The 22,371-nt window shown below is 41.3% G+C and carries 20 protein-coding genes; 13 read left to right on the top strand and 7 right to left on the bottom strand.

Annotated features, from left to right (window positions below):
- From ACFVSH_RS13705 to uptA, 3 genes are all read left to right on the top strand, one after another.
- Nucleotides 1-644 (top strand): FixH family protein (locus ACFVSH_RS13705; protein WP_387706407.1); only part of this gene is annotated, 644 nt, incomplete at its 5' end.
- Nucleotides 645-736: 92 nt separating this feature from the next.
- Entirely contained in the window at nucleotides 737-901 is a 165-nt protein-coding gene (locus ACFVSH_RS13700) for a hypothetical protein (protein WP_387596574.1), read from the top strand.
- 163 nt (nucleotides 902-1,064) lie between these two features.
- Nucleotides 1,065-1,694, top strand: coding sequence for an undecaprenyl phosphate transporter UptA (uptA, locus tag ACFVSH_RS13695; RefSeq protein WP_387706409.1), 630 nt, complete (start codon nucleotides 1,065-1,067; stop codon nucleotides 1,692-1,694).
- Between the two features lie 55 nt (nucleotides 1,695-1,749).
- On the opposite strand, the gene ACFVSH_RS13690 is transcribed toward uptA, so the two are convergent.
- From ACFVSH_RS13690 to ACFVSH_RS13675, 4 genes are all read right to left on the bottom strand, one after another.
- Entirely contained in the window at nucleotides 1,750-3,081 is a 1,332-nt protein-coding gene (locus ACFVSH_RS13690; protein WP_260284502.1) for a hemolysin family protein, read from the bottom strand.
- Between the two features lie 281 nt (nucleotides 3,082-3,362).
- Nucleotides 3,363-4,472: a histidine kinase N-terminal domain-containing protein gene (locus ACFVSH_RS13685; protein ID WP_387596571.1), complete on the bottom strand. Its 1,110-nt coding sequence runs from the start codon at nucleotides 4,470-4,472 to the stop codon at nucleotides 3,363-3,365.
- Nucleotides 4,473-4,708: 236 nt separating this feature from the next.
- Nucleotides 4,709-5,596 (bottom strand): cation diffusion facilitator family transporter, encoded by an 888-nt coding sequence (locus ACFVSH_RS13680; RefSeq protein WP_387596568.1) that lies wholly within the window; start codon nucleotides 5,594-5,596, stop codon nucleotides 4,709-4,711.
- A 444-nt stretch (nucleotides 5,597-6,040) separates the two neighbouring features.
- Nucleotides 6,041-6,565, bottom strand: coding sequence for a universal stress protein (locus ACFVSH_RS13675; protein ID WP_387596565.1), 525 nt, complete (start codon nucleotides 6,563-6,565; stop codon nucleotides 6,041-6,043).
- A gap of 319 nt (nucleotides 6,566-6,884) precedes the next feature.
- On the opposite strand from ACFVSH_RS13675, the gene ACFVSH_RS13670 reads away from it, so the two are divergent.
- On the top strand, nucleotides 6,885-8,882 hold the full coding sequence (locus ACFVSH_RS13670) for a transglycosylase domain-containing protein (protein WP_387596563.1): 1,998 nt from the start codon (nucleotides 6,885-6,887) through the stop codon (nucleotides 8,880-8,882).
- Nucleotides 8,883-9,072: 190 nt separating this feature from the next.
- Here the strand turns inward: ACFVSH_RS13670 and ACFVSH_RS13665 are convergent, their stop codons facing one another.
- Nucleotides 9,073-9,381: a hypothetical protein gene (locus ACFVSH_RS13665; protein ID WP_387596560.1), complete on the bottom strand. Its 309-nt coding sequence runs from the start codon at nucleotides 9,379-9,381 to the stop codon at nucleotides 9,073-9,075.
- A 190-nt stretch (nucleotides 9,382-9,571) separates the two neighbouring features.
- Between ACFVSH_RS13665 and iadA the strand changes: the two genes are divergently transcribed.
- The 6 genes from iadA (at nucleotide 9,572) to ACFVSH_RS13635 (ending at nucleotide 18,278) form a co-directional block, all read left to right on the top strand.
- Entirely contained in the window at nucleotides 9,572-10,744 is a 1,173-nt protein-coding gene (gene iadA / locus ACFVSH_RS13660; protein ID WP_387706405.1) for a beta-aspartyl-peptidase, read from the top strand.
- Between the two features lie 953 nt (nucleotides 10,745-11,697).
- Nucleotides 11,698-12,810 carry a pyruvate dehydrogenase (acetyl-transferring) E1 component subunit alpha gene (gene pdhA / locus ACFVSH_RS13655; protein WP_387706403.1) on the top strand — a complete coding sequence of 371 codons (1,113 nt, stop codon included), beginning with the start codon at nucleotides 11,698-11,700 and terminating at the stop codon, nucleotides 12,808-12,810.
- The gene (locus tag ACFVSH_RS13650) at nucleotides 12,810-13,793 is read left to right on the top strand and encodes an alpha-ketoacid dehydrogenase subunit beta (RefSeq protein ID WP_387596554.1); all 984 of its coding nucleotides are present in this window, start codon (nucleotides 12,810-12,812) and stop codon (nucleotides 13,791-13,793) included. The genes pdhA and ACFVSH_RS13650 overlap by 1 nt, the downstream gene beginning before the upstream one ends.
- A gap of 29 nt (nucleotides 13,794-13,822) precedes the next feature.
- The gene (locus tag ACFVSH_RS13645) at nucleotides 13,823-15,103 is read left to right on the top strand and encodes a dihydrolipoamide acetyltransferase family protein (protein WP_387596551.1); all 1,281 of its coding nucleotides are present in this window, start codon (nucleotides 13,823-13,825) and stop codon (nucleotides 15,101-15,103) included.
- A complete protein-coding gene (gene lpdA, locus ACFVSH_RS13640) occupies nucleotides 15,104-16,528 on the top strand; it encodes a dihydrolipoyl dehydrogenase (protein ID WP_387706401.1) in 1,425 nt (474 codons plus the stop codon). It abuts the gene before it with no gap.
- 370 nt (nucleotides 16,529-16,898) lie between these two features.
- Nucleotides 16,899-18,278, top strand: a complete 1,380-nt coding sequence (locus ACFVSH_RS13635; RefSeq protein ID WP_387596545.1) for an amino acid permease — start codon at nucleotides 16,899-16,901, stop codon at nucleotides 18,276-18,278.
- A gap of 88 nt (nucleotides 18,279-18,366) precedes the next feature.
- On the opposite strand, the gene hisC is transcribed toward ACFVSH_RS13635, so the two are convergent.
- Nucleotides 18,367-19,479 (bottom strand): histidinol-phosphate transaminase, encoded by a 1,113-nt coding sequence (gene hisC, locus ACFVSH_RS13630; RefSeq protein WP_387596543.1) that lies wholly within the window; start codon nucleotides 19,477-19,479, stop codon nucleotides 18,367-18,369.
- Between the two features lie 173 nt (nucleotides 19,480-19,652).
- On the opposite strand from hisC, the gene ACFVSH_RS13625 reads away from it, so the two are divergent.
- Nucleotides 19,653-20,120 (top strand): Lrp/AsnC family transcriptional regulator, encoded by a 468-nt coding sequence (locus ACFVSH_RS13625; RefSeq protein WP_387596540.1) that lies wholly within the window; start codon nucleotides 19,653-19,655, stop codon nucleotides 20,118-20,120.
- Between the two features lie 97 nt (nucleotides 20,121-20,217).
- Here the strand turns inward: ACFVSH_RS13625 and ACFVSH_RS13620 are convergent, their stop codons facing one another.
- A complete protein-coding gene (locus ACFVSH_RS13620) occupies nucleotides 20,218-20,613 on the bottom strand; it encodes a carboxymuconolactone decarboxylase family protein (RefSeq protein WP_192203587.1) in 396 nt (131 codons plus the stop codon).
- A 118-nt stretch (nucleotides 20,614-20,731) separates the two neighbouring features.
- On the opposite strand from ACFVSH_RS13620, the gene ACFVSH_RS13615 reads away from it, so the two are divergent.
- Together ACFVSH_RS13615 and ACFVSH_RS13610 are read left to right on the top strand one after the other, a co-directional pair.
- Nucleotides 20,732-21,160, top strand: a complete 429-nt coding sequence (locus tag ACFVSH_RS13615) for an Lrp/AsnC family transcriptional regulator (RefSeq protein ID WP_387596536.1) — start codon at nucleotides 20,732-20,734, stop codon at nucleotides 21,158-21,160.
- Nucleotides 21,161-21,312: 152 nt separating this feature from the next.
- Nucleotides 21,313-22,245, top strand: coding sequence for a catalase family peroxidase (locus tag ACFVSH_RS13610; RefSeq protein ID WP_387596533.1), 933 nt, complete (start codon nucleotides 21,313-21,315; stop codon nucleotides 22,243-22,245).
- Nucleotides 22,246-22,371: the final 126 nt, after the last annotated feature.

Raw genomic sequence — 22,371 nt, 5'->3', positions numbered from 1 at the left:
GGGATAAGGAAGTTAACAGTGCTGTTCCAGAATCGATGGATGCATCAATCGCCATTAAAGGCAAATTGGAGCCTGGAAAAGAAGTCATTCTTGAAACGACAGTGAAACAGGGAAGCCAATTGGTGAATGAAGCAGATGAGGTACTCTTTGAAGTAAGAAAGTCAGGGCAGGATAAAAGGGAAATGCTTGAAGCAAAGAATACCGGAAGTGGCATGTATCAAGTGATGCATACTTTTGAAGAACAAGGCAAATATATTGTAGTCTCCCATGTAACGGCCAAAGGCCTTCATGTAATGCCTGAAAAAGAAGTTGTCGTTCCAGAACATGAAAGTGAAGGCGCATCGGTTCATCCTAGTACGGATGTATCCATCGAGTTTCAAAGTAACCCTGTAAAGGCAGGAAACAGTTCGAACTTTGCAGCGACCGTTGAATTGAACGGGAAGCCACTGACAAATGCAGATGTGAATTTCGAGGTGTGGAAGGAAGGCAGCGAAGAGAGTCATTTCACCAAGGCTGAAGAAGATGGAGATGGAACATATCTAAATAAGGTATCTTTCGAAGAATCGGGAACCTATAAGGTGCAGGTACATGTTGAAAAAGACGAAGTGCATGAACACCAACTGCAAACCATTCAAGTCAATTGATTGTTTTTTGGAGCGAATGGTTTAAACAGGTTTTATCCTTTCGTTAAATGGGAAGGTAAAGGATAACGGTACAGCAGAAAGGGAGGGTAAGCATGAATAATCAAATAATCAACAAGTATAAAGATCTCGGGATTCATATTGAAAAAACGAAATCACGCCAGGAGATTTTCACTAATGTTTCGCAAAATGATTCATCCTTACTCACCGCAGCTGTTTTTAATCAATTTTCCCAAAAAAGGGAGCTAAAAGAATATTGATGCAATGAGACCGGAGTACATATCAGCTGGTCTTTTTTTATGCATTCCTAAATGTGATGCATTGTGAAACTGGATATGAAAAACCGAATAGAACGTTATGAGCTGAAATAGGATAGAAGGACAAACAATTTGAAATTAGCGGTAAGGGGAGTCCGATAGCATGATATCACAGCTTATTATGACGATATTGAATTGGTTTGCTGAAATGGGGTATATGGGGATTTTATTTGGGCTTATGGTTGAAGTCATCCCTAGTGAGCTAGTTCTAGGATACGGTGGTTATGTGGTAGGCCTGGGGAAAATGAATTTTTGGGGAGCTGTTCTTGCAGGTGTGGCAGGCGGGACGATGGCACAACTTTTTCTATATTGGGCTGGATATTATGGAGGACGGCCCTTTCTCTTGAAGTATGGAAAATATATTTTACTAAAAGAAAATCATATAGTAAATGCTGAAGAGTGGTTTCAAAGGTATGGCGTTGGCGTGATTTTTACGGCTCGATTCATTCCAGTGGTTCGCCATGCTATTTCCATCCCAGCCGGAATTGCAAGGATGTCTGTATGGAAGTTTATATTTTATACGGTTGCGGCTGTCATACCTTGGACCATATTGTTCCTGACATTAGGAATGGTTCTCGGCGAGAATTGGCAGCAAATCCGGGAAATAACTGAACCTTATCTAATTCCGGCTGCTGGTTTTTCCTTTATCTTTATCATGTTGTATATTTTTTGGAAGAAAAAGAGCACTCCTCCAATCGTAACGGTCAAAAAAATGGGACGGTTTCCCGATAAATGAACAAATCGAAAAAACAGCCACGTAAAATCACCTTTTACGTGGCTGTTTTTCATCATTATCCTTGAGGAAGGTCTTCTTCCAGAGGAAGCTGTACGACCTTTTTGGTGACCTCTATAAAACGAATGGCGTGATCTTCCATTTCAATCACTTTAAAGCAGAATCCGTCTTTTTCCATGATGTCCCCTACCTTCACATCATAATTTTCAGTAAGGACCCAACCGCCTATAGTATCGACATCATCTTCTTCTAAGTGAATGCCAAGTAGGTCATTCACTTCCTTTACAAGAAGTTTAGAGTCTAAAATATAATGTCCATCTTTAATTTTCCTGATCGAGGCGACTTCATCAATATCGAATTCATCACGAATTTCCCCAACGATTTCCTCGAGGATATCCTCGACTGTGACAAGTCCGGAAGTTCCGCCGTATTCATCCATCAAAATGGCCATATGAATGCGTTCTTTTTGCATTTTTAACAGCAAATCGTGAATTGGGATATTTTCCATCACCCGAATGATCGGACGAGCGTAATTTTCAATCGCTTTGATATGGATTTCCCGGTTCTTAATAAGATCCGAGAATACTTCCTTTAAGTTCACTAAGCCGATGACATGGTCTTTATCACCTTCGACAACAGGATATCGAGTGTATTTTTCCAATTTGGCCACATCGACGAATTGCTGTACCGTTTCATCTTTGGATATGGTCATGATTTCTGTCCTTGGGACCATGATTTCTTTAGCAACACGATCATCGAACTCAAAGATGTTATTTACATATTTAAATTCCGACTGGTTAATTTCTCCGCTTTTATAGCTATCTGACAGGATGAAACGTAATTCTTCCTCCGTATGGGCTATTTCGCTTTCGGATGCTGGCTTAAAGCCAAATAATCCGACAACGAATCGGGAAGAATGATTCAAGGCCCAAATGAAGGGAAAGGCTATCTTATGGAAAAAAATCAGCGGGCTGGCAATTGCCAAGGCCACTTGCTCAGCCTTTTGGATGGCAACCGTCTTTGGAGCCAATTCTCCAACAACCACATTCAGGAACGTAATCAGGGAAAATGAAATAACGAATGTCAGAATGCTTGTGACTTCTTGAGGGATGTTCAATGCCTTGAATAAAGGCCCAACCAATTTGAGGACGGTCGGTTGTCCCAGCCACCCCAATCCAAGGGCAGTTACGGTAATTCCAAGCTGTGTCGCGGATAGGTACTCATCAAGATCGGATGTAACCTTCTTGGCCGCAATGGCTTTTTTGTTTCCCTCTTCAATCAATTGATCGATCCGAGAGCTGCGAACCCTTATGATCGAAAATTCCGAAGCCACAAAAAAGGCCGTTAAAGCAATTAAAATAATGACAAATAAAAAACTTAATATGTCCAATTAGTGTGGGACTTAATTGAATCGCCAGATGTTGAGAACGATTTAATTATCCCAGTCACCTCCCAAAACCAATAATGAATGAAATGATAGTAGTATATAAAATGTTAGATGAAAAATAAGTCTCGTCTATCTCGTATGAAAATTTCTCTTGTTTTTATTTTCAATCTATAGAATCATTCACCTCGATTAGTAGTGGAACCTACCTATTAGTATAAGTAACTGGGCGCCAATCAGTCAAAAATTTCACACTAAAAACCTAAGGAAAAAAGGATATTTATCCATTATTTAGTTTTTAATTGTATTGAAAAGGTCGTAAGGAAATCGGTAGAGTGACAGGATAAAGTTCCTTGATGCTTTAAAACGATTTCTTTACAGACGAATAATCCCAATCCCGTTCCTCTTTTTTTAGTGGTGATGAATGGTTCAAAAATATTCGGCAGGACGTCGTCAGGTATCTTCGGCCCATTGTTCGATATATTTAAAGTAAGAATGCCGGGTGGTGATTCAGAGCCTGAAATGTAAATGGATGGGGAAGGCATCCCTGCAACCACATCAAGAGCATTTAATATAATATTAAGTAAAACTTGACGGAATTCTTCTTTAGAACCGGAAATTACGGCATCCTCGGCAATATTACATGTAATGGAAGCATTAACTTCCAAAATGCTTGGATATAAAAATTCAATCACCTCATTCACAAGCTGAGCAATGGAAAATAGATCAGGTGGTGATGCTGAAGTTTCCTTTTTGGAAATATTAAGAAATTGTGTGATCCGGTAATTGAGCTGATCCAATTCCTTCGAAATGATATCAAGGTACTTTATCTGAGGTTGTTCTGCCTGTAACAATTGTATGAATCCCATGATGGAAGTCAGTGGATTTCTGAATTCATGGACAAAGCTTGAGGTCATTTGGCCAAGGAGTGTCAACCGGTCTTTATGATTTGGGCTTATGAATTGATAGCGTTCTTCAAGTTCCATCGTTTTCAATTCGGTATAATGGGATAATGCAAAATGAATAAGTTTATCGAAGTAAACGTTTACTTGCTTAATTAGTCCCGATATTACTTCTTTGGATGATTCGGAATTCAAAACATGCTCTATGATGATGGATCTCCCGATGGTAGCAGTGGAAAAGAAATTTTCCATATCCAATTGCTTATTGACTCGATCAGACGCAATTTTTTCCCCTACGACCTTCAGTACATCGTCTATTTCAGTATCCGACTTTCCAAGCTGATCCATTAGCAGATTGAAAATATTTTCCACTTCTCCTTTAAAATACCCCAGATATCCGTCCGGTAAATGCAGCAACTCATCTTTCCATTTGGAAATGATACTGCTTTTTTGAGAAGATAAAAAGTGAATGGTCATTTCTCGATTAGATACCATCTTGTCCTCCATACTGTAGGAAAATGAATTTACTTTTGACCCAGAAATTGCTGTATTTGAATAAAATTACAAAATATCAAAATAATTACATCTTTTTTTCATGATAACAGATTAATGTTCTTTTAACATGTGTTAATTGGATAAATATTCGGCAATCAATCAATAAATCCCTTTTTTTGACACAGTTTTATTACAGTGATTACAGGAATCAATAACAAAAAAAGGTATCCGTAAAGTTAATGACGGTTACCTTTTTTATGGAATGCATATGGTTCGATGTGAACGATCGCATGCTGGATATTATATTCCTTCAAAAGATTTTCTTCGATTTTAACCGTAATATCATGACCTTGAATGACGGTCAAAAGAGGATTAACATGAACGGTAGTTTCGAGCAGGATTTCACTTCCATGCATCCGGGCTTTAATTTCACTCATGTCTTTAACACCCTCTGTCAATATAATGGTTTGTCCGATCTTTTGCAGGAGCTGCTCGTCGAAACCATCAGTTAAAGAGATGGAGGCATCACGAAAGATGTCCCAGGCCGTTTTGCATATGATGACCCCCACGACGGCTGCCGCTATCGCATCCAGCCAAGGGACTCCCATCTTAGTACCGATTATTCCAATGAATGCACCAACACTGACAAGGGCATCGGAACGATTATCCTGGGCAACGGCATAGATGGAAGAGCTGTTGATCTTTTTACTTAATGATAAGTTATAACGGTAGATTCCGTACATGAAAAATGCAGAGAATAGAGCCACATAACCGGTCAGCATGCTGGGAACGGTTGTTGAATTTTGGTGAAAGAAGGATTCAATGGCACTGTATACTACCTGAAGGCCCACGGTGATCATGATGAAGGCAGCTACCAACGAGGCTACGGTTTCCGCCCGTAAATGACCATATGAATGATTATCATCAGGAGGTCTCTTTGAAATTTTCAAACCGATCAATACGGCTAAGGAAGCGATGATGTCGGTCGTATTATTTAAACCATCAGCCCAAAGCCCTTTAGAATCACCGAAATAACCAAATGACAATTTAAGAGCAGACAAGAATATGTAAGCGGCAATGCTTATGTAGGCGCCTTTTTCAGCTGAAATCGAATGTTTATCCATGTCCATTCCCTCCCCAATGTAAATTAGGCTTAATGAATCAAACCTTTGTGAGTCTATAGATTTAGCCATCTAACTTGGTTGATGGCAGGTGTGATGAAGGTCTGTAAAGAAGTTGGTTAAACAAAAGAAAATGCCCTAAAATGGGGATGACAAGTTGATGATATGTACATTTTCTTTAATTGTCATTTATAGAAACTAATACTATATTCTAACCGATGATCGAAAATTAAATACTTCTGCAAGGGGAGCCAAAAAGGCTGAGTGGGACACTTGGTTACCGCTGGTGTAGGATGTGGTTTTGGACAGCAATTGGCGCTCCGGTGTTTTTTGCTACAAATGTATGACTGAAAAAATCCTCTTAACAAAAAGGCCGGATCCTATAAGGATCCGGCCTTTTTCAGAGAATGCTCTACTCGAGCCATACAGTGAGAACCCGCTCAATCTTCATTTTGCAATGAATACCGAACAAGGTGCGTTTTTTGCAATGGAACTGCTTGTACTGCCAAGAAAGAATTTTTCCAAACCGCTTTTAGCGCTATTGCCGACAACGATAAGATCGGCTGAAGTTCTTGCTGCAAAGTCACATACGCTATCTGGGGCATATCCTTCCAATAGTTCGAATTTCCCCCTGACTTGACATTCACTTAACAATCTCAACGTATTACTTTCTGCGTTCTGAATACTATTCTCGACGGGGGAAGGGGTGTCATTTACCTTTTGGGGTCCTGGCTGATTGACTTCAATAACGGGATGTGTCTGGACTGGATCCACATAAAATCCGGCAGTAGGTACGAACCCCGGAGCCGAGGCGTCTCCCATGATACGCTGTTCAACCTTATCATTCAGGACATGAACTATGGTCAATTCGGCTTTTGGAAAGGCCTTTTTCAATGTTGCCCCATATTCCACGGCCCGCTTACTCTCTTCATTTCCATCAAAAGCGACGACAATATGTTTTAAGTCTTTCATTAATATCATCTCTCCCCTTTATAAGACCTTATAAGTGTTATACCCGCTTTTAAATGGCTTCACGCCTTTAATCCGTATATAGATTGTCTTTTAAGGGTAAAGGATAGATACGAGCATAGTTAAAATGGTAGGATGAAATCTGGTCCTTCATTTAGCTGGCATGCTCAGACGATGAAGGGATATCATCGGCAAGGATGCAGATTCGCGAGTATGTGCTACAAGAAAAGGGCGCCTTTTATTCAATCGGCGAGTTTTCTTTAATAAAAAGGGTAAAATATTTTTAATGAAACATGTCGAGATGGGAAAATGGGGGGGACAAATGAAAGGGCTAGTGAAATTAGGTCTAATTATAATATTGGCGGTTGTGGTTTTAGGCGCCGGTTCACTATTGTATTTCAAGCAGGGTGCAGATATAAGTCATCTTGAAAATAAACTTCAGCAACCGACAGGAATCTATGATCTGGATGGGAATCTTGCCAGTACGATCACGGCGAATAAATCCGAAGGGGTTGCAATAGAAGAAATACCGGAACATATGAAACAAGCGGTGGTTTCCATTGAGGATCACCGTTTTTATGAACATCACGGCATAGATTATCAAGGGATTATGCGGGCTTTGGTTAAAAATGCGAAGGCTGGAAGTGTTGTTGAAGGCGGGAGCACTCTCACCCAGCAGCTTGTGAAAATCACGATGCTGGAATCGAATCGGACATTGAAGAGGAAGATAGAAGAGTTTTTTCTAGCCCGGGAAGTTGAAAATCAATATACAAAAGATGAAATTCTGGAAATGTACCTGAATCAAGTTTATTTTGGCCATGGGGCATGGGGAATCAAAAAGGCCGCAAATATTTATTTTTCCAAAGAGGTCTCTGAATTGACCGTTGCCGAGGGAGCTTTGCTGGCGGGTGTCATTAACTTACCATCGAAACTTGATCCATACAAGAATTTAGACGGGGCAGTCAAGAGGCGTGATTTGGTTCTTTCGAGAATGGCGGAACATGGTTATTTGACGAAAGATGAAGAAGCAGCTGCAAAAAAAGATTCGGTGACACTTCTTATGGGGGAGAAGGAAACCGATCCATTAAGAGGTAAATATCCTTATTTTGTCGATCATGTTTTATCCGAAGCATCGAGTAAATATGGTATTAAGCTTGAGGATTTGCTATCAAAGGGCTACAAAATTTACACGACACTGGACCAATCCATGCAGCAGTCTACAGAAACCGTTTATGCGAATGATGCCAATTTTCCAGTGGGAACGAGTGCAGATGAACTGGTTCAAAGCGGGTCTGTCCTCCTTGATCCTGAAACGGGAGGCATAAAGGCACTTGTCGGTGGGAGAGGTAAGCATCAATTCATGGGATATAACCGGGCAACCCAGCTGACAAGATCTCCCGGTTCATCCATTAAACCGCTTGTCGTATACTTGCCAGCGGTTGAAGAGGGATACGACATCACCGACCCTTTAAAGGATGAAAAAATGAGCTTCGGTGAATATGAGCCAACAAACCTTAGTGGTGAATATAAAGGAGAAGTGCCCATGTATGAAGCGGTGATGAATTCCTTGAATGTACCAACGGTTTGGCTATTGAATGAGATGGGCATCGATAAGGGGCTTGATTCACTTAAGCGGTTTGGAATTCCATATGAAAAAGATGATCGAAACCTATCGATAGCTTTGGGGGGGATGAAAAAAGGTGTATCCCCGCTGCAGATGGCAGGAGCCTTTTCAACTTTCGCCAACGGTGGGGAAAGAATGGAAACCCATGCCATTATAAGAATAGAAAATGCAGATGGAAAAGAGGTAGCCGCCTGGAAAGAGAAAAGCACCAAAGTGACCTCTGAAGACGCCGTCGCCAAAATGAATTCCATGCTGCTTGGAACAGTGGAATATGGCACAGCGAAAAACGCCGCTGTTTCCGGTTATGAAATAGCAGGTAAAACAGGTTCCACACAAGTTCCCATCGAAGGAATATCAGGGGTTAAAGATCAATGGTTCATCGGTTATTCACCTTCGCTGGTCGGTGCTGTATGGGCTGGATATGATAAGACGGACGAAAAGCATTATCTAACGACACACAGCAGTCAGGGAAGTGCAATCATCTTTCAAAAAATAATGTCGCAAGCTTTACAGAATCAAACTGCCCAATCCTTTAAAGCTCAAGATATCGGTCCGCTTATAGCTGAACAACAGGCACTTATAGCTGAGCAAAAGGCAAAAGAAGACGATGAGCAAAGGAGACAATATTGGATTGATAAAGGAAATGAAATTCGGGAAGGTTTGAATAAATGGAGGGACTGGAAGTTGCCGTGGTGATCCCAGGAACGGGAGCATGAACAAGCTTTTGCTTAATTAAATCAACAAAAAAAGACTGTCAATAATTGACAGTCTTTCATCGTTCTTAAAAAATGAGATTTGCTATTATGCCGATTACGACGATTGCGCCTATCACCATTAGAATGGTTCGCATTTCTATACACCCTCTTCATGAAGTAGTTGGAATCATTTAAATATTAACGGTTTGGTTCGATTGGAATCTAAATGAACTTTCATCATTTTCTTTACAAATAGCCTGTACTTTTTCAAGCATGGCATGTACATTCTCGCCTTCAAGTATGACTTTCATGGTTGCACACTCTTGAAGAATGAGCACAAAGGATACGAAAGTCGAAAGTTTCTTGGCATCGACCAATTTATGGTTGCAGATAAAATATATATTCCCTTTAAATTCTTTTGTAACTTGATATAGGTTCATGATTTGTCGCATGGATAACCTTTTATTTGTTTTAATATCAGAAGAAATCACTTTATTCATGTCGTTTAACTCCTTTTGTTTTTATACTTTTGGAAAAGCATAATCAAGATGTCAATTCAGCTACAACTTTTTAAAATGAACAATAATGTTTGTCTTTTTTATGTAATTGTTAGCGGGTCATATTGTATATTTACCCGAGTGAAAGATTTTGAAACCTAATTGAAAATTTCAATTGGAGGGGGAACGAACATTGCTCACACTTATTAAAAATGGGGAGCTTTATGGTCCGGAATATATGGGCCAAAAAGATATCCTCTTGGTAGGAAAGCAAATTGGCTTCATTGAGGATAAGATTGAAAAACCTGCCAATTTCGTTGAAATGAAAGTGATTGATGCGAGTGGTCAAATTGTGGTTCCGGGTTTTATAGATGCTCACGTACATATTATCGGCGGAGGTGGGGAAGGGGGCTTTAAAACGAGGACACCAGAAATCCAATTAACTGATGCCACTTTAGCGGGTATAACGACATTGGTAGGGGTCATCGGAACAGATGGAACGACAAGGACCATGCCAGCACTGCTTGCTAAAGCGAGAGCGCTTGAAGAAGAGGGAATTAGCTGCTTCGTTCAAACTGGTTCCTATCAAGTTCCAGTAAAGACGTTAACAGGTAAGATCGAAGATGATTTGATTCTTGTGGATAAAATTATCGGTGTTGGCGAAATAGCCATTGCCGATCATCGTTCTTCACAGCCGACTGCAGCTGAACTGGCTAAACTGGCCTCCCAGGCGCGCAATGGAGGCCTGTTGTCCGGGAAAAGCGGTATCGTCAACATTCATGTCGGCGACAGTCTAGATCATTTGAAGGTAATTGAAGAAGTTGTCGAGACAACGGAAATACCAATCACCCAGTTCTACCCTACACATATAAACCGAAATCCGCATTTATTCAATGCAGGTGTGGAATATGCAAAAAAAGGGGGTTATATCGATTTTACGACAAGTACGATCCAGAAGTTCCTTGAAGAAGGCGAAGTCAAAGCAAGTACAGCAATAAAAATGGCACTGGAAAAAGGCGTTGAAATCGGGCAGATCACCATAACTTCAGATGGACAAGCCAGCCTGCCTGACTTCGATGGCAACGGTAACCTGCGTGGTTTGAACATTGGTACATGCATGTCCTTATATGATTGTGTTGTCGATGCAATCCTCAAGGATGGAGTGACAATTGCCGATGCCCTACGAGTTGTGACGGAAAATCCGGCAAACATTTTAAAACTTTCTACAAAGGGGCAGCTTGCTGTAGGTAAGGACGCCGATATCATCATGATGAAGAAAAAAACTTTAGAAATGAATAGTGTTATCGCGATGGGGCAGATCATGGTCAAAGATGGTCAAGCAGTCGTGAAAGGAACATTTGAATGATAAATCTTTCTAATCTTGTTGGTAAGGTTTTCATCTTGGTTATGGCAGGAGCGATTTCCGGTGCTTGTAGTACCCCAATCAATACTTATAAAATAATGGTTTGGGATTATATCAATAGAACTCCTTTTTGTAGACAAACTGAGACTCATTATATAATTACGGGTCTTTTTGCATTTCATGAATGAAACCCTCAAGAGATGGAAGAAATTTGCGACACTCCTGCCGAAAAACTGGCTAGCCGAGACCCTACAGGCGCTTGCGTCGAGGAGGCTTGGCAGACAGTCGGCGGAAAGGGAGCGGATTTTTAAAATCAACTGTAACGCTTTTAAAGAAAAAAAGGCAGGGGAAACTCGTTCTTTATGTTTTTTTGTTATATGAAACCCTTAATGAATGGAAGAAATTTGCGACACTCCTGCCGAAAAACTGGCTAGCCGAGACCCCATAGGCGCTTGCGTCGAGGAGGCTTGGCAGACAGTCGGCGGAAAGGGAGCGGATTTCTGAAATAAAACTGTAACACTTTTAAAGAAAAATACGACAGGGAACAGGCTTTTCTTCGAGTTTGTCTCCGATACAAAAAAAGAGACCCCTTTATTATATAAGGGGTCTTTTTTTTTGCTGGAGACTTTTTGGATAGGTCTTGATTCGAATAAGCATATGAACCATTTTGTAGATAATCAATATGAAATTTTCCCATTAAAGGTTCTCATTTTCAAAATGAAGGTGTGTTATCAGAAAACATATTCTAAATAAAGGCAAAATGGGAAAAATTCATTCTATTTAACATATTATTAAAAACATGGATGTATTATCCTTTTATATAAGGAATGTAGTTTATGAAACAGCATTTAATCACAGACATAAAGACCAATAGATACATTTTGGGCTGTTATTTCATGACTGTTCAAAACCTTGGTAAGTTTGCGAAACAAATCTATCTTAAGGGGAGAAATGAAATGGAAAAGACGGGAAACCCAATAATGAAAGCGTATTCAAATGAAGTTGAACCGGAAATATTTCGCGTATTGACTCCTGATGGCGAAATCATTGAAACGATTGATGGAAAAATCGATAAATCACTTATGTTAAAGATGTATGAGAGCATGCTCCTGCTCAGAACGTTTGACCGAAAATCCGTTAATCTCCAGCGCCAAGGCAGGATTGGAACTTATGCACCTTTTGAAGGACAGGAAGCATCCCAGGTAGGAAGCGCCTTAGCGTTGTCGGCAGGGGATTGGATGTTTCCCACATACCGTGACCATGGAGCGGCAATTATTCATGGGCAGGAATTATACCGTGTTTTCCTATACTGGATGGCGCATTTTGATGGCTCAATTTGTCCTGAGGGAAAAAGGATATTGCCTCCAAGCGTTCCGATTGCCACTCAAATGGTTCATGCCGTTGGAACGGCTTGGGCAAGTAAGATTAGAGGCGAAAAGAATGTTAGCATTGCTTATTTTGGTGATGGAGCGACATCTGAAGGGGACTTTCATGAGGCACTGAATTTTGCTGGCGTTTATAAAACCCCAACAATCTTTTTCTGCCAAAATAATGGCTACGCGATCAGTGTCCCTTTTGAAAAGCAATCGGCATCCAAAACAATATCCCAGCGGGCTGCTGCTTATGACATACATGGGGTGCGAGTGGATGGAAATGATATTTTCGCAGTATGGCTGACTGTAAAGCAAGCTGTCGAAAGAGCGCTTAATGGGGATGGACCTACATTAATCGAAGCCATTACCTTTCGTTATGGCGCTCATACTACTGCAGACAATCCGAACATATATCGCGATCAGGACGAAATTTCAACGTTCTGGAGGGAAAACCGGGATCCCATTACACGTCTTAGAAAGTATTTGAATAAAGAGGGTCACTGGAATGAAGAGCAGGAGGAATTGGCGTTAAAACAATTCAACGAACTGATTGATGCTCACCTTCAAAAAGCCGAAGGGTATCCAAAATCCGACCCGCTCGAAATGTTTAACCATGTATATGCCGAGGGGTCATGGCATTTAAAGGAACAGAAGCAGGAATTGAACCAAATCTTAAGGAAAGGCGGGAAGAAATAATGGGCAAAAATTTAACGATGCTCCAGGCTATTACGGAAGCGATGGACCAAATGCTGGGTCATGATGATCGCGTGATGATCATGGGTGAGGATATTGGAGTGAATGGCGGGGTTTTTCGATCGACGGAAGGACTTTATGAGAAGTATGGAAAAGATCGAGTCATTGATACGCCATTAGCTGAATCCGGAATCATTGGCTCTGCAATTGGTTTAGCCCTTAACGGAATGCTGCCTATTGTAGAGATACAGTTTCTCGCCTTTATTTATCCGGGATTCGAACAACTCGTTTCCCATGCTGCCCGTATGAGGTATCGTACCCGTGGGCAATTTGGGGTGCCCCTTTTAATCCGTACTCCATATGGTGCCGGAATCAGGGGCCCAGAACTTCATTCCGAAAGTGTCGAAACCTTCTTTGCCCATACCCCGGGTTTAAAGGTGGTTGCACCCAGTAATCCATATGACGCAAAAGGGCTGCTCATTTCAGCCCTCGAAGATCCAGATCCGGTGATCTTTTTGGAACCGACTAAATTGTATCGTGCTTTCAAGGAAGAAGTTCCCGACGAAATGTACCGAATACAAATCGGGAAAGCAAAAGTGGTTCAGGAGGGGAGCGATCTGACCATTTATGCATGGGGGGCCATGTTAAGGGAGGCATTGAATGCCGCGAAAAAGATTGAAGCAGAAAAAGGCTGGAAGTGTGAAGTGGTCGATCTTCGAACATTATACCCTTTAGATAGGGATACGATCGTGCAATCCATTAAAAAGACAGGTCGTGCATTAATCGTCCATGAAGCCCATAAGACGGCAGGATTAGGTGCGGAGATTATCTCCATCATTAATGATGAAGCTCTTATTTACCTGAAAGCGCCGATTAAGCGAGTAACAGGATTTGATGTACCGGTTCCGCCGTTTACAATAGAAGATCATTATTTACCGACTGTTGACCGTGTAAAACAAGGAATTGTCGAAACGTTATCATTTTAATTGTGATTAAGGGAGAAGGAGGATGACGCATGATGGAATTTAAACTTCCTGATGTAGGGGAAGGGATGCATGAAGGGGAAATTATTCAATGGCTCATTAAAGAAGGGGAGGCGGTAAAACAGGACCAACCCATTGTTGAAGTGCAAACGGATAAAGTCAATGCGGAATTGACGGCTCCTGCAGCGGGAGTGGTCAAGAAAATATTTTTTTCCGAAGGGGATATCGTGGAAGTGGGAACCACTATATTCACAATTCAGGAAGAGAACGATGTGTCAGTTCCGGATAAAGGCAAGATTGACCAAGAAATCCAAGTCGTGCAATCTGACGATGTAAAAGTAAATGCAGAACAGATTACGACTAAGCAGCATCATGAGGGAGTGCGTGCGTTGGCAACGCCATTCGTTCGTCAAATGGCGAGGGAAATGAAGGTTGATATCGAGAAGGTTAAAGGCTCCGGCCCGGCTGGGCGAATTACCGAAAGTGACCTGAAGCAGTTTAAAGAAAATAACTCGATTACAATGGAAGATGCCAAACATCATGATAACAAGAGTGTTCAAGAGATGGCCTTGATGAATGATGCCATCCAGGCAAAAGGGGTGGAAAATGAGTGGGAAGAGCGGATTCCGCTTAAAGGCATTCGAAAAAAAATCGCTGAACATATGGTAAAGTCGGTTTCGACCATTCCTCATGTAACCCATGTAGATGAATTGGAAATGGACCGATTGAAGGAATTTAAAAATCAATTAAAAGAGTACTCCGATGATAAGGATATTAAGTTGACTTTTTTGCCATTTTTCGTTAAAGCCATTGTCATCGCCTTAAAGGAGTTCAAAACATTAAACGCTTCTATTGATGAAAAGACCAATGAAATCATCCTGAAGAATTATTATCATATTGGGATTGCGACGAATACCGAAGAGGGTCTCATAGTTCCAGTCATAAAACATGCCGATCAAAAGACCATTTTCCAACTGGCTGATGAAATCAGGCAATTGGCAGCCCAAGCCCGTGAAGGGAAGTTGAGCATTGGTCAAATCACAGGCAGTACATTTACCATCAGCAATGTAGGACCGATCGGAGGGATGCACGCGACCCCGATCATTAACTATCCGGAAGCTGCCATACTAGCTTTGCATAAAATGGAACATCGAATGGTCGTTCGCGATCTGGAAGGTGTTATCCGTTTAATGATGAATATGTCTCTTTCTTTCGATCATCGTTTGATTGATGGGGTAACAGCGGTGCATTTTACCAATAGAATCAAGGAATTGCTGGAAAATCCAATTCGTTTAGTTGTGGAGATGAGATAAATGGTAGTAGGGGAAGTTGCTGTAGAGACGGATGTTATCATCATTGGAGGAGGTCCGGGAGGATATGCTGCGGCTATCCGTCTCGGCCAGTTAGGAAAATCGGTCGTGCTGGTTGAAAAGGATAAGCTGGGCGGGGTTTGTCTTAATCGGGGCTGTATACCTTCAAAGGCATTAATTCACACAGCTGATCAATACCAAAGGCTTAACGATTTAGGGAAAATGGGAATCCGGCTATCCCAGGAAAGAACCGCTATGGACTTGGGAGTTTGGCAGGATTGGAAAGCGGGCATCACATCTCAGTTGAAGCAAGGTATTGCCCATTTGTGTAAGGAAAATGGAGTGACGGTGGTTAAAGGTCAAGCAGCCTTTTTATCTGATGACCGTATTGGAGTTGAAACCGATGGCGATTTTGAAACCTACAAGTTTGAGCAGGCAATTATTGCGACGGGGTCCAGACCTTTCATTCCATCCTTCATTAATGTCGATGGAGAATATATATTGGATTCAACATCATCTTTGCAGCTGCAGGAAGTTCCATCAAGCTTGTCGATCATTGGCGGTGGATATATCGGAATCGAATTGGGTATGGCATTTGCAAAGCTGGGTACTAAAGTGACCATCATTGAAATGGCCAATCGCATCCTCCCCCAAATTGCTGAAAACCTTGTAAAGGAAGTCACCCGGAATGCCAAGAAGCTTGGGGTGAATATCAAAACATCCACGAGGGTGGAAAAGGCGAGTGTAGTGGATGGCCATGTGCACCTTCATGTATCCTCAGATGAAAAAGGGACGGAATTGGTCGTGAGTGAAAAGGCCTTGGTTACAATTGGCAGGATACCTAACACTGAAGAAATCGGCCTGAATCGGGCTGGAGTTACAGTTGGTGAAAAAGGCCATATAGAAGTGGATATGGAATGTCGTACAAATGTGCCGCACATCTTTGCCATCGGTGACACTACACCTGGTCCGGCTCTTGCGCATCGAGCGTCCAAACAGGGAGTGGTGGCAGCTGAAGTGATAGGGGGATTGCCAAGTGCCGTTGACACACCTAATGTTCCCTATGTAATCTTCTCGGATCCACAGATAGCTGGTGTTGGTTTAAACCGTGAAGAAGCTGAACAACAGGGATACAGCGTCAAAATCGGCAAGTTTCCGTTCAGTGCCAATGGAAGGGCGCTTGCAACGGATGAAACAGAAGGATTTGCTGAAGTGATCGTGGATGCCGATAGCCACATATTGCTCGGAATGCATATGGTAGGTGCTGATGCGTCCAACCTTATAGGTGAAGGGGTCCTTGCCCTTGAGATGGCGGCTAGGGTCGAAGATATAGCCCTGATCATGCATCCACATCCAACTTTGACTGAGGGGTGGATGGAAGCGGCTGAGGTAGTTTTGGGACATGCGATTCACATCGTAAATAAATAGGAAAAGGTAAAGTCATGGGGATTACCAAAGTAGTCCCCGATTAGAGTGTTTGATTTAATGGAGTCAAAAACCTCTCATTGGTCTCCAAAAGGCAAGGCTATCAGCAAATTCACGCCATTTCCAAAATTTGACCCGGCGTTTGACTAGATAGGATCCTTAATAGGCCTGCGATGATTCCTCTTGTAAAACTAACAACATATTGATATCTTTTACTTTGGTGAAGTATGAAAAGATTTTTCAAGAAGGCTTTGCATCCTTCCACTCCAAAACCAAAACGGTTGATGAGATAACTTATCTATTCGCCATTCAACGATTGAAATGGGTTTGATTTTTTATACGGAAAAATTATGGAAAGAAGGAGGCAGATGTAATGGAATCAAATGGTGGGTCACTGCAAAAGAAATTATTGCCGCGGCATATTAGCATGATGGCAATGGGAGGGGCGATAGGTACTGGCATTTTTAAAGGAAGTGCCGAAACCATATCGTTAGCAGGGCCAGGAGTCATATTCACTTATATTTTTGCAGGATTATTACTGCTTATAGTCATGGGTGCTATAGCGGAAATGGCAATTGTTTATCCAAATACGAATATGAAAGGTTTCGTTCGGAAAGCATTCGGTAACCGCTTTTCATTCATAATAGGCTGGATGTATTGTTTCATGTGGCTATCTGTCTGTGTCATTGAGGTAGTGGTGGCAGGAAGCTTCTTGCAGTATTGGCTCCCAGCAATCCCGCTATGGATATTAAGTTTAGGGTGTACGGCTTTCATCATTGGGATTAACATGATGAATGTCAAAAATTATGGTGAATTCGAATTTTGGTTTGCTGGCATTAAAATTACAATGATCATCGTATTCATCATATTGGGAGCCTGTATTTTATTTGGAGTCATCCCAACCGGGGAATCTAGTTATCTACAAAACTTCACCGGGCATGGAGGGTTTTTCCCAAATGGGTGGATGTCCATCTTTTCGGCATTACTGATTGTCATGTTCTCCTATGGCGGTTCAGAGTTAATAGGGGTGACGGTAACAGAAGCAAAGGATGCGGAACGCATTTTACCGAAGGTCATTAAAAACTATATTTGGAGAGTCGTATTATTTTTCACCTTACCGATACTTGTAATCTGCGGTTTGATTCCTTGGAACGAAATTAGCGACCAGGCAAGTCCGTTTGTACAAGTTTTATCAATGTCCGGTTTTCAGGGATCTGCACATATCATGAATTTCATTTTGATTACGGCCGTCTTATCTGCCGCAAACTCAGGAATATATGGGTGTACCCGCATGCTGCATTCTTTGGCTGCAGAAGGGGAAGCTCCCAAGTCGTTCTCTTATGTATCAAAAAATGGCGTTCCTTTGTATAGTTTGATATTAAGTGCTTTTGTATTGGTCGTCGGCTCCATGGTTACTTTCGTTGCACAGGACAAGGCATTTACTTTATTAATGGCGTTTCCAGGTTTTGTTGTATCCCTTGTATGGATCAGCATCTGTTTAGCGCAGCTAAAACTTCGCAATTCGTATCCCAAAGCCCCGAGTTTTAAAGTGTGGGGATTTCCATATGTAACCTTGTTTGCCGTAATCACCTTAAGCATCATTTGTATATCGTTCGTTTTCAGTGAACAGAATCGGATCAGTATCATTGCTTGCCTGATTGTGTTGGCTGCATTAATCTCGATTTCCATTTTTAAATTTAAAAGTGGGGATGAACAGGAGACAACGATAATAGAAAAGGATATTGCTAAATAAATTACGGAAAAGATACGACATGTGTAAAGGCTCCATGTCGTATCTTTCATTAATAATCATCGATATACTGCAACTTCACTTCGAACGTTCATGTACCTGACGTTTCATTGATTATATGTTGTAAGGAGGATATGAACCTCTTGTTTTCAAGTGGGGTGCCGATGGTCACGCGGATAGTATTTTCATAGCCTAGCAAATGACCGGAACGGATGATGACACCTTGAATTAATAACTTCTCAAAAATGTCCCTGCCAGGCTGATTCAATTTAACCATCAAGAAGTTGGCATGTGAAGGGAAGAATGTTAATCCCATCTTGCTTAGTTCGTTTTCTAAATATCTTCTTCCTTCCCCATTCTTACGAACACATTTTTCAACGAATGGATGGTCGTCGAGGGAAGCGAATGCCGCAGCCTGTGCTAAACGATTGGTATTGAAGGGTTCCTTCACTTTAACTAGCTCCTGTATGATGGAAGCATCCATTAAACCGTATCCAATCCTTAATGCAGCCAGTCCATAAATCTTTGAAAAAGTGCGTAAGATGACCAGATTTGAATGCATATTTAAAAGTGGCAAGGTTTCTAAATACTCTGCATCATCGACATATTCATAGTATGCTTCATCAACGATCAGTAAAATATGTTTCGGCACCTTCTCGATAAAAGAGCGTAACGTTTCTTTTTGAACGATTGTTCCTGTCGGATTATTGGGATTACAGACAAATATCATTCTTGTATTTTCTGTTATGGCATCATACATCCCCTTCAGGTCATGTACCCCATTAATAAGAGGTATCTTTACAGGTGTGCCGCCGTCAATCAATACATTCGTTTCATATCGTGGAAATGTCACATCAGCCATGATGACTTCATCATTTTGTTGGATATAGGTTCGTGTTAACAAACGAATCACTTCATCAGATCCATTGCCTAAAATGATATGATCTTTATTGATATTCAATTTCCTTGCCAACTTTTCAGCTAATGCAGGTGCCATACCTTCAGGATAAAAGGAGGTTTGCTCCATTTCAGTAATCATGGCTTCTTTTGCTAGAGTTGAGCAGCCGAATGGATTCTCATTGGATGCCAATTTAACGATCGTTTCGAGACCAAGTTCACGTTGCACTTCTTCAATTGGCTTGCCGGAAACATATGGGCTAATGCTTTCGATGTTTTGTCGAACCGGGATTTTCGTAAAGGTCAATGCAGGTTCCTCCCTTTGGTAAATTCTGAATTTTCTTTTTCTATTGGATTATTTTAATGATAGAATATTAACTGATAAAATTACATACAAAAAAGAATATATTTTTCACTATCCATACAACATTTTAAAGAAATAAAAGCTTATATTCCTTCATTATGAAAGGTGGTTTCTTCATGGATGAAATAGATGTCAATTTACTGGAACTTTTACAAAAGGATGGACGCATTACGATTAGTGAACTCTCGAAGAAATTGGCTCTCAGTCGACCTAGCATCTCTGAACGTATGTATCGCCTGCAAGAAAAGGGGATCATTGAGGGGTTCAGCGCAAGGATTTCACCCCTGGCAATAGGAAGGGGGGTACTAGTGTACATTCAGGTGAGTGAACTTAAGGTTCCAGTTTCCGATTTTGAGGAATTGGTGAAAAATGATTTAGACATTATCGAGTGCCACCGTGTAACAGGAACTGTTGGATATTTCTTGAAAGCCGCTTTGTCTGATATGGACAGCATGAGATTACTGATAGATCGATTAATACCATATGGACATCTGAATACATCCGTCGTTTTGACATCCCCGGTACCTTCACGCTCCATCCTTCCTAGGATCAATGAAATGGAGGATCATGGTGCGAAATCCTAGGTGGAATTTCAATCGATCCTTGTAAATGGGTTTGCATGGAAACCAATGAAGGTTTAAAGAAAGGAACGAGGCACGGTGCCTGTTCCTTTTTTTGCTATTATAAATCCATCAAAGCCCCGAAATATTGCTGGGCCGTTGTAAAACAAATGAATGCCAATAGTTCAGAAATCTCTTCATCACTGAATGTCTCCTTCAATACTTGGAAAAACTTTTCCTCCGTTTTTTCACGTTGTAGGAGGAATACTTCCGCAAAGGCGATTGCATAGCTTTCTTTCATATCTTCCGGCTTTAGTGGAATCCCTTTTGCCTGACAATATGAGCAGCCATTACCATATGCCAGAACTCTTCTGACGTTTTCCTTTAACTTCTTTGAAAGTTTCCCATCTGCAGATATGCAATCTGAGAGGTCCGACCATTTATGCGAAATCTCTTCAGAATGAAATAATCTTTGAAATGGACTGGATCCCTGCGATGATTTTTTTATTCTTGTCATGAACATCTCTCCTTTGAGATAATACTAATATAAAAATCCAGGAGTTTTAATTCCATTTGTAAAGCAATATGGATTAATAATGAATAAGTGTAAAGAAAAGAAGGAGAATATTTGTGGAATGAAAATTGATGAAAAAGACCAGAACATCCTTGCTGAATTAACGTTGAATAGCCGGATTTCCATGAGGGAATTGGCAAGGAAAGTAAACCTCTCCGCTCCCACCGTTGCCGAACGGGTACGGCAAATGGAGTCGTTCGGGATCATTAAAGGGTATGTTGCCGAGATTGATCATAAAAAGATCGGTTTTCCAATTGAGTGTATCGTGGAAGCAACGATAAAAAATGGGGAATATGAGAAATTCAAAAAGTATATCTCCAAGGTGCCGAATGTTGACTTTTGTTATCGAATTGCCGGGCGGGCTTGTTTTATGCTGAAAATCCATAGTGAGAGCCTTGAAGAAGTGGAGGAATTCATCAATCGGACCATTCCGTTTGCGGCAACGGTTTCCCATGTGATTCTTTCAAAGGTGGAGCGGGAGCTGGAATGAGTATTTTTTTCTAACATGATGTGTGCAGCGCCTGGATAATTCCAGGCGTTTTTTGGCGATCAATGTTTTCGGCGATTCAATAAGAATAAGCTATTGGAATAAGGGGTACATGTAATAATGGATTCAAATCTGAAAAGGTGGGGTGAGATATCATGGAGGGAACGGACGACTTTAAACCTGAACTAGCCAGGGAAGCAGTTAATGTGATTGAAAATGTAGCTGGAACACATCCTGGTTATCGGCGTGCGCATGCAAGGGGATATGTTTATGAAGGGGTTTTTACCCCAAACGGAAAAGCGTCCCCATTAACGGTGGCTCCGCATCTTCAGGATGAAGCTGTGCCGGTGGTCATTCGGTTTTCAAATAGCTCGCCGGTTCCAAGCCATCCCGATGCGATTTCCCCTGTAAAGGGCATGGCCGTCAAGTTTCAATTGCCGAATGGAGAAGAATCAGATCTTATTACTGTGACCATTCCGTTATTCTTTGCGAAAACACCGGAAGCGTTTGTTGATATGGCTGACTTTTTCAAGTCTGCCAAAGAAGGTTTCCCCAATCTGAAAGAGCTTGCAAAAATCCTTTGGAAATACCCTGAAAGCAAGGCAAGCCTGCAAATGCTTAAAGAAATGCGTTCTCCAGCCAGTTTCTCAACGTGTCAATATTACTCCATTCATGCATTTTATTTCATTAACTCGGAAGGAAGGCGGCAGGCAATCAAGTACGAGTGGATACCTGATGCCGGCCTTAGTATGCTAGAAAAAAAGGAGGTGGCCAAGCATTCGCCGGAGTATCTGGATGAAGAAATGGAAGATAGGCTCAAGCATGGTCCGGTGGGCTTTAAATTGAACATCCAAATAGGAGGGGAAAATGACCCGACTGATGATCCAACCACAGCTTGGTCGGAAGATAAACAGGTAATCACGATAGGGCATTTAATGATTTCCAGAAAAACGCCATTGTTTAAAGATACTTTAATGTTTGATCCAACCAATATTCCTGAAGGAATCGAATGCTCGGAAGACCGAATTTTGCATTTTCGCCATAGTGCGTATGCCGTCTCTTATGAACGTCGGATAAATAACGAATGAATGACAGCAAGAAAAAAGGGAATTCCCTTACTATAAGGGTTCCCTTCAGACTATTGGCAAACTTGCTTTAAGAAAGGCTGTTTTCGCATACTTTGTTGCTATTTACCAAGTAAAGCGGTGTGGTTG

The sequence above is a fragment of the Peribacillus sp. NPDC058002 genome (assembly GCF_042886655.1).
Taxonomy (GTDB): Bacteria; Bacillota; Bacilli; order Bacillales; family DSM-1321; genus Peribacillus; species Peribacillus aracenensis.
The sequence above is the reverse complement of the archived record's forward strand: the minus strand, read 5'-3'. Positions and strand labels throughout refer to the sequence as shown.